The 12,437-nt window shown below is 60.5% G+C and carries 15 protein-coding genes; 7 read left to right on the top strand and 8 right to left on the bottom strand.

The window, feature by feature from the left end; genetic code table 11:
* Window positions 1-485, top strand: a 485-nt coding sequence (gene rsmA / locus ACM62Q_RS12140) for a 16S rRNA (adenine(1518)-N(6)/adenine(1519)-N(6))-dimethyltransferase RsmA (RefSeq protein ID WP_415036940.1), incomplete at its 5' end; no start/stop codon positions are given.
* 67 nt (window positions 486-552) lie between these two features.
* Here the strand turns inward: rsmA and ACM62Q_RS12135 are convergent.
* The 4 genes from ACM62Q_RS12135 to ACM62Q_RS12120 all read right to left on the bottom strand — a co-directional run bounded on the left by ACM62Q_RS12135 (window position 553) and on the right by ACM62Q_RS12120 (window position 2,589).
* Complete coding sequence (locus tag ACM62Q_RS12135; protein ID WP_415036938.1) at window positions 553-744, bottom strand: DUF2892 domain-containing protein; 192 nt, start codon at window positions 742-744, stop codon at window positions 553-555.
* A gap of 70 nt (window positions 745-814) precedes the next feature.
* Window positions 815-1,480 carry a Crp/Fnr family transcriptional regulator gene (locus tag ACM62Q_RS12130; RefSeq protein ID WP_415036936.1) on the bottom strand — a complete coding sequence of 222 codons (666 nt, stop codon included), beginning with the start codon at window positions 1,478-1,480 and terminating at the stop codon, window positions 815-817.
* A 1-nt stretch (window position 1,481) separates the two neighbouring features.
* Window positions 1,482-2,252: an exodeoxyribonuclease III gene (gene xth, locus ACM62Q_RS12125; protein WP_415036934.1), complete on the bottom strand. Its 771-nt coding sequence runs from the start codon at window positions 2,250-2,252 to the stop codon at window positions 1,482-1,484.
* A gap of 142 nt (window positions 2,253-2,394) precedes the next feature.
* Window positions 2,395-2,589, bottom strand: coding sequence for a hypothetical protein (locus tag ACM62Q_RS12120; protein ID WP_415036932.1), 195 nt, complete (start codon window positions 2,587-2,589; stop codon window positions 2,395-2,397).
* A 27-nt stretch (window positions 2,590-2,616) separates the two neighbouring features.
* On the opposite strand from ACM62Q_RS12120, the gene ACM62Q_RS12115 reads away from it, so the two are divergent.
* Window positions 2,617-2,913, top strand: a complete 297-nt coding sequence (locus ACM62Q_RS12115) for a type II toxin-antitoxin system RelE/ParE family toxin (protein WP_415036930.1) — start codon at window positions 2,617-2,619, stop codon at window positions 2,911-2,913.
* A gap of 3 nt (window positions 2,914-2,916) precedes the next feature.
* Window positions 2,917-3,231, top strand: coding sequence for an addiction module antidote protein (locus ACM62Q_RS12110; protein WP_415036928.1), 315 nt, complete (start codon window positions 2,917-2,919; stop codon window positions 3,229-3,231).
* On the opposite strand, the gene ACM62Q_RS12105 is transcribed toward ACM62Q_RS12110, so the two are convergent.
* Both ACM62Q_RS12105 and ACM62Q_RS12100 read right to left on the bottom strand, forming a co-directional pair.
* Window positions 3,223-3,600: a hypothetical protein gene (locus ACM62Q_RS12105; RefSeq protein ID WP_415036926.1), complete on the bottom strand. Its 378-nt coding sequence runs from the start codon at window positions 3,598-3,600 to the stop codon at window positions 3,223-3,225. The genes ACM62Q_RS12110 and ACM62Q_RS12105 overlap by 9 nt on opposite strands.
* Window positions 3,597-4,250: a TetR family transcriptional regulator gene (locus ACM62Q_RS12100; protein WP_415036924.1), complete on the bottom strand. Its 654-nt coding sequence runs from the start codon at window positions 4,248-4,250 to the stop codon at window positions 3,597-3,599. The genes ACM62Q_RS12105 and ACM62Q_RS12100 overlap by 4 nt, the downstream gene beginning before the upstream one ends.
* Before the next feature lie 135 nt (window positions 4,251-4,385).
* Here ACM62Q_RS12100 and ACM62Q_RS12095 point away from each other — a divergent pair, with 135 nt between their 5' ends.
* The 3 genes from ACM62Q_RS12095 to ACM62Q_RS12085 are packed head-to-tail and all read left to right on the top strand — an operon-like array spanning window position 4,386 to window position 10,114.
* On the top strand, window positions 4,386-5,498 hold the full coding sequence (locus tag ACM62Q_RS12095; RefSeq protein ID WP_415036922.1) for an efflux RND transporter periplasmic adaptor subunit: 1,113 nt from the start codon (window positions 4,386-4,388) through the stop codon (window positions 5,496-5,498).
* Window positions 5,499-5,507: 9 nt separating this feature from the next.
* Window positions 5,508-8,642: an efflux RND transporter permease subunit gene (locus tag ACM62Q_RS12090; RefSeq protein ID WP_415036920.1), complete on the top strand. Its 3,135-nt coding sequence runs from the start codon at window positions 5,508-5,510 to the stop codon at window positions 8,640-8,642.
* Window positions 8,642-10,114: an efflux transporter outer membrane subunit gene (locus tag ACM62Q_RS12085; protein ID WP_415036918.1), complete on the top strand. Its 1,473-nt coding sequence runs from the start codon at window positions 8,642-8,644 to the stop codon at window positions 10,112-10,114. The genes ACM62Q_RS12090 and ACM62Q_RS12085 overlap by 1 nt, the downstream gene beginning before the upstream one ends.
* Window positions 10,115-10,219: 105 nt before the next feature.
* Here the strand turns inward: ACM62Q_RS12085 and rlmB are convergent, their stop codons facing one another.
* Together rlmB and ACM62Q_RS12075 are read right to left on the bottom strand one after the other, a co-directional pair.
* Window positions 10,220-10,954 (bottom strand): 23S rRNA (guanosine(2251)-2'-O)-methyltransferase RlmB, encoded by a 735-nt coding sequence (gene rlmB / locus ACM62Q_RS12080; RefSeq protein WP_415036916.1) that lies wholly within the window; start codon window positions 10,952-10,954, stop codon window positions 10,220-10,222.
* 257 nt (window positions 10,955-11,211) lie between these two features.
* Window positions 11,212-11,823 (bottom strand): DNA-3-methyladenine glycosylase family protein, encoded by a 612-nt coding sequence (locus tag ACM62Q_RS12075; RefSeq protein WP_415036914.1) that lies wholly within the window; start codon window positions 11,821-11,823, stop codon window positions 11,212-11,214.
* Window positions 11,824-11,967: 144 nt separating this feature from the next.
* On the opposite strand from ACM62Q_RS12075, the gene tyrS reads away from it, so the two are divergent.
* Window positions 11,968-12,437, top strand: a 470-nt coding sequence (gene tyrS / locus ACM62Q_RS12070; RefSeq protein WP_415036912.1) for a tyrosine--tRNA ligase, incomplete at its 3' end; no start/stop codon positions are given.

Here is a 12,437-nt window from a genome sequence, read left to right as displayed (position 1 = left end):
ACCTGCGCCTGATCGGCAACCTGCCCTACAACATCTCGACGCCGCTGCTCTTTCACCTCGCCAGCTACGGCCAGCAGGTGCGCGACATGCATTTCATGCTGCAAAAAGAAGTCGTCGAGCGCATGGTGGCCGAACCCGGCAGTGCCGACTACGGGCGGCTGACGGTGATGCTGCAATACCGCTTCTGGCTGGAATGGCTGCTCGACGTGCCGCCGGAAAGCTTCGACCCGCCGCCCAAGGTGGATTCGGCGGTGGTGCGCCTGATCCCCAAAGCGCCCGAACTGCTCACCGCCCGCAACGAAGCGCGCTTCGCCCACGTCGTCCAGTCCGCCTTCGCCCAGCGCCGCAAGATGCTGCGCAACAACCTCAAAGGCATCCTCGACGACGCCGGTTTCGCCGCGCTGGCCATCGCCCCGACCCTGCGCCCGGAAGACCTGCCGGTGGAGGATTACCTGCGCATTGCCAATTATCTGACGAAAACCTGACGCAAACCTGACGAAACAAAACCCGCCGCAGCGGGTTTTATGGGTGAATTCCGGAGCGCCCCGGTGTTCAGTCCTTCTTCAACGGGCAGGTGCTCAGCCCGATCAGCGGATACAGCGGGCACCAGCCCATCAGGCCGGTGGCCAGGGGAACGACGCCGATCCAAGCCCAGACCGGGCCGCCGGTGAGCGCCCAGGCGATCAAGGCGAGGCCGGCGACGATACGCAGGATTTTATCGATACCGCCAACATTGCTTTTCATATGCCTTACTCCGTCAAGTGGATCAGGCCCGCACTGTAGCCGCCCGCCTTGCACGCGTCTGTAACTTCAGTCACAGAGTCAAAACAGTTTGCAGACCCGCGCGGTCACTCAGGGTGATCTGCTCACGCCCCAAATTCACCCAACCCTGTGCGGCAAAGCCTTTCAGCAGGCGGCTGATGATTTCGCGCACACTACCCAGTTCGTCCGCCAACTGTTGATGGGTGAGGCACAAAACATCCTGCGGATGCGCCAAAAGGCGTTTGGCCAGGCGCTGGTCGAGGCGGGCAAAGGCAACCTCCTCGACCAACTGCATCAACTCGCTGATGCGCTCGGTAAAAAGGTGAAAAACAAACGTGCGAAACGCCGCCGCGTTCACCAACAGGTGATTGAACGCCGCGACCGGCAAAACGAACAGCGTGATCGCCGTCTCCGTCAGGCCGCGCGCGCTATACGCCGTATTACCCAAAAGGCAGGAAGACGAAATGATGCAAGAGTCACCCGGCCCCACCCGGTACAGCAGCAATTCGCGACCATTCGCCGCCTGTTTGATGACCTTGATGCTGCCTTCTACAATCAGCGGAAAACCCGCGCAGGGTTGATGCTCGGAAAACACCGGCGTTCCCGCGGGCAGGCGCAATACCTTGTCCGGCGAAAACAAAACCGCCTGCTGCGCCGCAGGCAGCTCGGCCAACACCGGATACAGCGCCAACAAGCGGGCGCGCAACAGGTTTTGCATGTCAATCTGCGCCTAACGCCGCCCACACCGGGGCATGATCAGAAGGCCGCTCGCGCTTACGCGGCGCACGGTCGATGCCGGCGGCCGTGCAGCGGGCCGCAAGAGGCGCAGAGAGCAAAACGTGATCAATCCGCAGCCCCTGATTTTTCTGAAAACCCAGCATGCGGTAATCCCACCAGGAAAAACTCTTTTCCGGCTGTTCAAACAGGCGGAAACTATCGGCCAGCCCCAAATCGAGAAAACGCTGAAACGCAGCACGTTCGAGATCGGACACCAAAATACAATCCTGCCAGCGCGCCGGATCGTGCACATCGCGCGCCTCCGGAGCGATGTTGTAGTCGCCGCACAAGGCCAGCTGCGGGTAACGCGGTAATTCCTCAGCCAGCCAATCGGCCAGCGCCGCCAGCCAGCGCAGCTTGTAGTCATATTTGTCGCAGCCGACTTCCTGACCATTCGGCATATAAGCACAAACCACACGCACACCGGCCACGGTGGCCGAAATCAAGCGTTTTTGCTCATCCGGAAAATGCGGATTGCCGAATACGACATCCTCCAGGGCCGTTTTTGCCAGCAAGGCCACGCCGTTATAGGTTTTCTGCCCATAAAACGCTACCTGATACCCCGCCGCCTCGATCTCGGCACGCGGAAAATGCGCGTCTTCCAACTTCAATTCCTGCAAACACAACACATCCGGCACCGCCTCCGCCAACCAGTCCAACACATGCGACAGGCGCACCTTGAGCGAATTGACGTTCCAGCTAGCGATCTTCATGTGTATATTAACCTATTGAATGCTTTTGAATTTGTGTGTCGCAGTTTCTTGTGGCTATGCACATAAGCACATGCGCTAGGGCCGCTGGGAGTTATTGTGCCAGCCATCCCCAGAAACGAAAAACTCAGTGCCGGGCCAGGCATCATTCCCACTTACCCGCTTCCGGGCTCTCGATGAACAGCTTTGTCCCTGATTCCAGCATCCGCTCAAACTCGCGGCTCTCAAAAAGGGCTATCGCCTGTTCAATGGTGCGGCCATCTTCCCAATTTTCCAGCCCGAAGGGCCGGCTCGCTGTCCGGGTAGTTTCTGCAAACCCTTCCTGCGCCAAATTGACCATTAGTAATCGAACGGCTACACTTTCCCCATGTATTCAATCAAGCCACTTCCCGAATTCACCGCATGGCTGAACAGCATCAAGGACGGCATGACGCATCGCCGTCTGGCTCGCCGGCTGGAAAAGGCGCAAAAGGGTAATCTGGGCGATGTGAAGCCAGTCGGTGCTGGCGTGTGCGAAATGAGAGAGCACTTCGGGCCAGGCTGGCGCATGTACTACGTGCAACACGGCGCAGTGTTGATTGTGATGCTCGGGGGCGGGGAGAAATCCACCCAGGCCGCCGATATTGCCCAGGCTATCAGGCTTGCGGCGCAGTTGGAGGATTAAACCATGACCAAGAAAATCAAGATTGCCGACCTACCCGAATTCGACATGACAGAGCATTTGCCAGATGCGCAGGCGATTGCCGAATACCTTACCGTGGTGCTCGAAGAGGACGACCCGGCAGCGCTGGCCGATGCGTTGGGCACGATTGCACGAGCACAGGGCATGAGCGACATTGCCAAATCCTCCGGAATCACCCGCGAAGCGCTCTACAAGGCACTGCGCCCGAATGCCAGCCCTCGCTTCGAGACCATCAGCAAGGTTTGTGCGGCGCTCGGTGTCCGTCTGGTGGCCCAGCCAATCCACGCACATTCAGCGTAGCGCATTCGCCAGTTGTTGTAATTTGCTGCTGACCCCCGCCGCTGATTCACTCAGCGCATGCGGCAGATCCGGCGGCAGCTGTGGCGACTGGAAAGCCAGCCAGCTTGCGCCGCAGCGGGTATAGACCGCACAGCGCCAGGGCAGGCAGCGCGTCAGGCTGGGATCGTGCGCCAACAAGACGTCGACTACCGGCCAACTGACCAGACTATAGAGCACGCTGGCTTCGTCCAAGCCGCGTCCGTGCGCCCCCCTGTTTTCACCCAGATCGTGCACGGCCAGCACGCTCAGGCCCAGACGCTGGGCGAGGGCCTCGAACTGAAAGCAAATCTCAGCGTGGGATTGACTGCTTTCGATCACGCTTTCCATCATTGATCCTGCCGGCAACCTGGATCGACGGCGCAGCAGCGAAACAAGGCGATATGGTCGGTAATCATGCTCGCCGCCATCTCGGGGCTGATATTCGCCCCCCGGCTGGTGCCAAGAAAAAGATGCAGCAAACCGCTGGTAAACGCCCAGGTGCTGCGCGCGGCGGCCACGGGAGAAACCCCACGGCGCAGATGTTTGGTTTCTTGTGCGCGCAAAAAGAGCGATTCGATTTTTTTGAAAAACTCCAATGCCGGGCGCGCCACCTCGGCTTCGATGTCAGCAAACTCATCGACATATTCACAGCGCACGATCATGATCTCGAAAACCTCACGAAACGCGCTCGTTTCATGCAAAGCACGGAAAAACGCCTGTGTGGACGCCTCGATCGCATCCAGGGGATTGCGCCAAGCCGGATCGAACAAAATAGCATCGGTACAACCGACCATCGGCACGAAAGCATCGTCACGCACGGCAAAAAACAGCTCCGCCTTGTTGCGGAAATGCCAGTAAATCGCGCCACGCGTAACGCCCGCCGCCTTGGCGATTTTCTCCAGCGAAGAACGAACCACCCCGTGCGCGTGAAACACCTGGCGTGCCGCCACGATGATCTGCTGCCGTGTTTGCGCGGCATCTTCCTTGGTTCTGCGTACCATGCTTGTTTCTCTCTATGCCCATGTCAGAGACGCCCCTTGAATGCTCGCTCTGACACAAAAAACCACACAAATTTTTTTTACATACATATCTGACTGTATATAATAACCGAAAATTTTTCCCAGGAAACCTTCTCCATGAATGCTTTTGCCCCTCGCCACCTGCGTCTGACGCTGGCCACCCTGGCTACCGCAATCACCCTCGCTGCCTGTTCCGAGAAAGCCGCGCCACCGCCGGCCATGGGGCCGATGCCGGTCAGCCTCTTGGAGATGCAGCCGCAAAACGTGCCCACCTCGATCGAAATCATGGCGCAAACCGAAGGGGCGCGCGAAACCGAGGTGCGTGCGCGTGTCGGCGGCATTTTGATGAAGCGCCTGTATCAAGAGGGCGACGTGGTGAAGGCCGGGCAGCCGCTCTTTCAGATCGACCGCGCACCCTATGAAATCGCGCTCTCCGAAGCCAAAGCCCGGGCCGAACAAACGGCGCGTGAAAAACAGCGCCTGAAAGGACTGGCCGAAGCCCGCGCCATCAGCCAGAAAGATTACGACGATGCAAGTTCCAACGACGCCATGGCGCAAGCCGCCTTGCGCCAGGCCGAACTCAATCTCTCCTGGACCACCGTCACCGCTCCGGTCGGCGGCACCAGCGGGCGCGCCGCGCGCTCCGAAGGCAACCTCATCAGTACCAGCGACAGTCTGCTCACCTCGGTTTTCCAGAGCAATCCCATGTGGGTGAGTTTTTCGCTGGGCGAAAGTGATCTCGCCAAATTGTCCGGCCACCGCGTCACCGACAAGAACGTCAGCGGCATCGAACTGCTCCTGCCCAACGGCGAAGCCTATGCGCAGCCGGGCAAGCTCAATTTCATCGCCTCCAACCTCGACACCGTGCTCGGCACCCAGGCGCTGCGCGCCGAATTCGCCAATCCGGACGGCCAGCTTTTACCCGGCCAGTTCGTGCGTGTGCGCCTCCTCACCGGCGAACGCCAAGGGGTTTTTCTGGTGCCGCAGGCGGCCGTGCTGCAAACCGAACAGGGTAATCTGGTCATGACCATGGATGCCGAAGGCAAGGTCGCGCCGCGCCCGATCCAGACGGCCGAATGGCACGGCAAGGACTGGGTGGTGCTGGGTGGCCTGCAAGCCGGCGACAAGGTCATCACCAACAACCTGATCAAACTGCGCCCCGGTATGCCGGTCACGGCACAAACGCCGCCCCCGGCCGCCCAGCCGGCCGCCGCTGACGCCAAGAAATAAGGGGCAAGCATGTCCAAATTCTTCATCAATCGGCCGATTTTCGCTTCGGTCATTTCCATCATCATCATCATCGCTGGCCTGGTGGCTTCGCGCGTGCTGCCGATTGCGCAGTATCCGCAAATCGCGCCGCCCACGGTGATGGTGAGCGCCAGCTACCCCGGCGCTTCGGCCGAAACTCTGGCACGCACCGTCGCCGCTCCGATCGAGGAGCAGCTGAACGGGGTAGAAAACCTGCTCTACTTCACCTCTTCGGCATCAGCCAACGGCATGGTCACCATTACCGCCACCTTTGCGGTTGGCACCGATGTCGATGATGCCGCAGTCAACATCAACAACCGGGTGAAAGCCGCTGAACCGCGACTGCCAGAAGATGTGCGGCGCAACGGGGTGATCGTGCAGAAACGCTCGAACGACATTCTGCAGGTCGTGGCGCTGAAATCGGAAGCCGGCAAATACCCCACGCTGTTCCTTTCGAACTACGCCAGCCTGAACATCGTCGACGAGCTCAAACGCGTCCCCGGGGTGGGCGATGTCACCATTTTCGGCGCCCAGGACTACTCCATGCGCGTCTGGCTCAAACCGGATCGCATGGCGCAACTGGGGCTGACCACCAGCGATATCGCGGCGGCCATCCGCACCCAGAATGCCCAGAATGCTGCCGGCAAAATCGGCCAGGAACCTGCGCCTAACGAGCAACAGCTGGTCTATACCGTAACCGCCAAGGGGCGCTTGTTGACCCCGGAAGAATTCGGCAACATCGTCATTCGCGCCAGCGGCCCGGGGGGCATTTTGCGTCTGAAAGATGTTGCGCGCATCGAGCTCGGTGCCTACAGCTACGATCAGCGCGTCACCCTGGATGGCAGCCCGACCATCGCCATGGGCGTTTTCTTGCAAACCGGTGCCAATGCACTCGACGTGGCGCAGCGGGTGAAAGCCAAAATGGCCGCGCTGGAAAAGAAATTTCCGGAAGGCATGGGCTACGTCATTCCCTTTGACACCACGCTCTTCGTTTCGGCCTCGATCGATGAGGTGATCAAGACCTTGATCGAAGCGGTGATTCTCGTCATCGCCGTGGTCTACATCTTTCTGCAAAGCTGGCGCGCCACCCTGATTCCCATGGTTGCCGTGCCGATTTCCTTGATCGGCACTTTTGCCGGTTTGTGGCTGTTCGGTTTTTCCATCAATACGCTGACCCTGTTCGCCATGGTGCTCGCCATCGGCATTGTGGTGGATGATGCCATCGTGGTGCTGGAAAACGTCGAACGCTTGATGGACGAAGAAGGTTTGTCACCGCACGATGCCGCCGTCAAAGCCATGCAGGAAGTCTCCGGAGCGCTCGTGGCCATCGTGCTGGTGCTGTGCTCGGTGTTCATTCCGGTCGCCTTCCTGGGCGGCATCGCCGGGCAACTCTACAAGCAATTTGCCGTCACCGTCGCCGTCGCCGTGGTGCTTTCTGGCGTCGTCGCCCTGACCTTGACACCCGCCCTGTGCTCACTGATTTTGAAGGCACAGCACACGGAAAACCGCTTCTTCGCCCCCTTCAACCGCTGGTTTGAGCGCATGACACAGCGCTACACGCGCACCGTGGGCTTCACCCTGAAACACGGTTTTGTCGGTTTTCTCGCATTGGCGCTGGTAATCGGCGGAACGGCCGCTTTCTTTCGCATCATTCCGGGCAGTTTCGTCCCGGCAGAAGATCAGGGTTACCTGATTTCCGCCCTCATGCTGCCGGACGGCGCGACTTTGAAGCGCACCGAAAAAACCGGCGAAGGCATGCGCCAAATGATCGCGCAAGATGAAGCCGTGAAGCACACCTTCATCGTTTCCGGCTTCGACTTGATCGGCGGCGGCAACAAACCCAACGCCGGCACCATGTTCATCCCGCTCAAAGACTGGAAAGAGCGCCAAGGCAAGGCTCAGGATCTGGCCGGCAAGTTCATGGGCATGGGCATGATGCAACCGGACGGCATGGGGCTCGTCTTCAACCCGCCGCCCATCATGGGCCTGGGCACCGCCGGCGGCTTTGAAGTGTATGTGCAGAACCGCGTCGACGGTGACGCACGCAAACTCAACGAGGTCGTGCAAAACTTCATGGCGGAATTGCAGAAGCATCCGGAGTTCACCCGTATTTCCACCTTCTTCCGCCCCACCGTGCCGCAGCTTTACGTCGAAGTGGACGAACCCAAGGCGCTGGCGCTCGGCATTCCCTTGAGCGATGTATACGCCACCTTGCAAAGCACCATGGGCGCGCTCTACGTCAATGACTTCAACAAATCGGGGCGCGTTTATCGCGTGCAGTTGCAAGCCGAAAGCAATTACCGCATGCAGCCTTCCGACATCGGCAAGGTTTATGTGCGCAGCACGAGCAGCGGCAAGCTGATTCCTCTCTCGGCGGTGACTACGGTGAAAAACATCGTCGGCCCGGAACAGGTGGAACGCTTCAACGGCTTCGTTGCCGCCAAGGTGATGGGCGATTCCAAGCCCGGCGTCAGCTCGGGCGATGCCATTCGCATCGTCGAAGAAGTCGCCGCCCAGGCGCTGCCGGAAGGTTATGAAATCTCCTGGACCGGTCAGGCTTTCCAGGAAAAGCAGACTTCCGGCTCCTCGCTGCAGGCCTTCGGTTTCGCCATCATCATGGTTTTCCTGATTCTCGCCGCGCAATACGAAAAGTGGTCGCTGCCGCTGGCCGTCATCACCGCCGTACCCTTTGCCTTGCTCGGCGCGCTGACTGCCATCTGGCTGCGTGGCATGCCAAACGACATTTATTTCCAGATCGGCCTCGTCGTTCTCATTGGTCTGGCGGCGAAAAACGCCATTTTGATCGTCGAGTTTGCCGCCCAGAAATACGCTGAAGGCATGAGCGTGGTCGATGCCGCGCTGGAAGCAGCACGCTTGCGGTTGCGCCCCATCATCATGACTTCGCTCGCCTTCGTGCTTGGCGTTTTCCCGCTCGTCAAAGCCACCGGGGCCGGCGCAGCAGCGCGTCAATCGATGGGCACCGGCGTCTTTGGCGGCATGTTGTTTGCCACCTTTATCGCCACCATTTTCATTCCCCTGTTCTTCAAATGGATGCAACGTGGCAAGCCAAGCAAAGTGGCCCACGTCGAAGACCTCTCGCACCCCACCACCGAGGAGAAGGCCTGATGCTGCGCCGCCCCCGACTCACCCTGACACCGCTGGCCCTCAGCCTGTTGCTCTCCGGCTGCGCCGTCGGCCCGGACTACCTGCGAACAGAAAACTGGCTGCCCAGCCTGTTCCGTGAAGCCCCAACCGCCACCGCCACGCTCGCAACGCAGCCCGATACCGCGCTTCAAAACACCTGGTGGACGCTGTTTCAGGACGACACTTTAAATGCGCTGATCCAGTCTGCCCTGGAAAACAACCGCGACCTACGCAGCGCCATCGCCCGCGTCGACCAGGCCGATGCCGCCGCCCGCGAAGCTGGTGCCAGTCTTTTTCCCAGCATCGACGGCCAAGGCGGTGCCAGCCGGGTCAGCCCGAGCGAAAAAACTGCCAGCTGGACGCCGAACACACCCGACACCGTGCGCGCCCATAATCTTGGCCTGGTGCTCTCCTACGAAATCGATGTCTGGGGCCGCGTGCGCCGCATGAACGAAGCCGCCCGCGCCAGCCTGCTCGCCAGCCGCTATGGCCGCGATGCCATCCGCCTCTCGATCACCGGCCTGGTCGCCAGCAATTACCTCACTTTGCGCGCCCTGGATGCCCAGCTCGCGATCAGCGAGAGCAGCTTGAAAAGCCGGCAAGAAAGCGCCGAGCTGGTCAAAACCCGCGTCGCCGCTGGCCTCGTCTCGCCCCTCGACCAATATCAGGCGGACAGCGCGCTCGCTGCCATACGTGTGCAGCAGTCTGACTTACGCCGCGCCCGCGCCTTGGCTGAACACCAACTTGCACTGCTCACTGCACAACCCGATTTGCAACTCCCGGCCGGTGACGTGCGCCAGCTCCCCCTGCCGCCGCAACCGCCCGCCGGACTGCCGGCCGACCTGATCGAAGCTCGCCCGGATGTGCGCCAAGCCGAACAACAGCTGATCGCCGCCAACGCCAACATCGGTGTCGCCAAAGCCGCCTACTACCCCAAATTCAGCCTCACTGGCGGCCTGGGGCGCGAAAGCAAGGATTTATCCGATCTCTTCAGCAGCGGTGCCAGCACTTGGTCTACCGGCCTTTCCCTGCTCATGCCCATCCTCGATTTCGGCCGCACCACGGCGCGCGTCGACCAAGCCCAGGCACTCAATGAACAATCGCTGCTCGCCTGGCAAAAAACCCTGGAAACCGCTTACAAAGAAGTACGCGACGCCCTGGTCAATCTGAGCGAAAACGGCGCAGCCGAAAGCGCGCAACAACTGCGTGTCGATAGCACACAAAAAGCCCACGACCTGGCCAAGCTACGCTACGAGGCCGGTTACTCCGGCTATCTCGAAGTGCTCGATACGCAGCGCAGCGCCAACGAAGCGCAACTCGCCGCCATCGCCACGCGCCAAGCCCGCCTCACGGCGGCAGTCGACCTGTTCAAAGCCCTGGGCGGCGGCTGGACGCCGGAAGATGCCGCAGCCAGCAACGCAAGCTTGGCGGTAAAGAGTGCGCCGGCACAGTAGTGTTTACGCGTTTATGGCTGCGCCTTTGAACTGAATGGGTCGAAGCCGCGCAACAAAACCGTGGCGCTCTGGCAGCGCCCCGGGTCTTAGCGGCGTCTTGACCACTTACCCCGGCCGTCGGCGTCTGGCTTCGAACAGGCAAACGCCAGCGGCCACCGAAACATTCAGGCTATCGACACTGCCATGCATGGGAATATGCACCAGTTGATCGCAGGTTTCCCGCGTCAGGCGGCGCAGCCCTTCGCCTTCGGCCCCCAACACCCAGGCCGTGGCCTGTGGCCACTCGGCGCGGTAAAGATTTTCGCTCGCCTCGCCCGCCGTCCCGATAACGCAAATTTCGCGCTCTTTTAGCTCGCGCAGGCAGCGCGCAAGATTGGTGACGGTAAGGTAAGGTACGCTTTCTGCCGCACCACAGGCGGTTTTCACGGCCACTTCGTTCAATCCGGCGGCACGATCTTTGGGCGCAATGACCGCATGCGCTCCCGCCGCATCGGCCACTCGCAGACAGGCCCCGAGGTTGCGCGGATCGGTCACGCCGTCGAGCACGAGTAAAAAGGCCGGCTCCTCCAGCGTATCCAGCACATCATCCAGATGCAGGCTTTTACGCCCTGCCGCCAACAGCGCCACCACGCCTTGATGCCGAGCACCGCCCGCCAGATCGTCCAGCCGCTTCCCCGCCACCAGATGCAAACGCACAGCTTGCAATTCAGCGTGCTGCACAAGATCGCGCGCGCGCGCATCCTGACGCTGGGCATCGAGCAAGATTTCGCGTATCTCGCCGGGGGCCTGACGCAATTTGGCGGTAATGGCGTGAAAACCGTAAATCAAACGGGCGGACATGGCAGCTCCAGACAGGAAAGGCATCAAACATCGGTGAGGGCAGATTCTAGCGCGCTGCGCCGCACGAATGCCCGGCGCGAGACTTTTCGATCGATGCGAAAAAATGCATACAACAACCGGAGCGGCCACGCTGGAAGCTACCCAACGGCGCTCCGGCCGGGCTTTCTTGACGCGGATTCAGCGGATCAACACGGATGAACGCGGATCAAAGGCACTGGGTCAAGGGCTTATCTGCGCCATGCCCAGCGTGAGTCGGCTCAAGCTTTTGGTACGCGCCACAAATACCAGGCCGCAGCGCTGCGAAAACCTTGCCAGTCTTGGCCGATTTGCCGCAGTTGCGCGGAGGTCGGCGCTTTTTCCAGGCCTTTCAGACGGCGGTACCCTTGCCGCACGCCAAAATCATCGGCCGGCAACACGTCCGGGCGCTGCAGGTTTTCCATTAAAAACATCTCCACCGTCCACCGGCCAATCCCGCGCAGCGGCGTCAAACAGGCGATGAGTTCTTCGTCACGCATCGCCTGCGCGGCGTCCCGGCTGGGCACCTGCCCCAGCTCGGTGGCCTTGGCCAAACCGTGAATCGCCGTGATTTTTGCCTGGGACAGACCGCAAGCGCGCAAACGTTCCGGCGACAGCGCCAGAATCTGCGCCGGCGAAGGAAAAGCCTCGCCCGGAAAACAAGCGAGAAAACGCCCCAAAATCAACTCCGCCACGCGCGTTTGCAGCTGCTGGTGGGTAATGGCGCGCAGCAAAGCCTCATACGGCGGATGCGGCGGCAAACGGCGCGGCTGATACGGCCCCACCTGCCCGACCAGGCGCGCCCAGTCGGCATCGAGCGCCGCTAAAAATTTTTCTGCATGAACGACATCCATCGCTTCCTCCCCCCCCTTGCAAACAATTCACCCGTTTTTCCCGAACAATCTACCCTGAAATTCCGGCAAAACAGGATAAAACCACTCTGTTAAAATCCGCCCCTTGTTTTTTGGGCCAGGCATGGCCCCTCGATGGAGCCCTTCATGTACCAATCCCCGCTTCTCCAAGACCTGCACGCGCGCGGCCTGATTGCGCAACTGACCGACGCGCAGACCCTCGACAAGTTGCTGTGCGAGGAGAAGATCACCCTGTATTGCGGCTTCGATCCCACCGCCGACAGCCTGCACCTGGGCCACCTGGTGCCGGTGCTCATCCTCAAGCGCTTCCAGGATGCCGGCCACCGGCCGATTGCGCTGGTCGGCGGGGCCACCGGCATGATCGGCGATCCCAGCTTCAAGGCCAGCGAACGCAAGCTGAACACGCCGGAAGTGATTGCCGGCTGGGTCGACAACATCCGTCACCAAGTCGCTCCTTTCCTCAGCTTCGAGGGCGACAACGCGGCCCGCATGGCGAACAACCACGACTGGTTCGGCGGCATGAACTGCCTCGATTTCCTGCGCGACATCGGCAAGCATTTTTCGGTCAACGCCATGATCAAGCGCGATTCCGTGCA

This window comes from Azonexus sp., from assembly GCF_047638095.1.
GTDB lineage: Bacteria > Pseudomonadota > Gammaproteobacteria > Burkholderiales > Rhodocyclaceae > Azonexus.
This window is presented reverse-complemented; position numbering and strand designations above follow the sequence as displayed.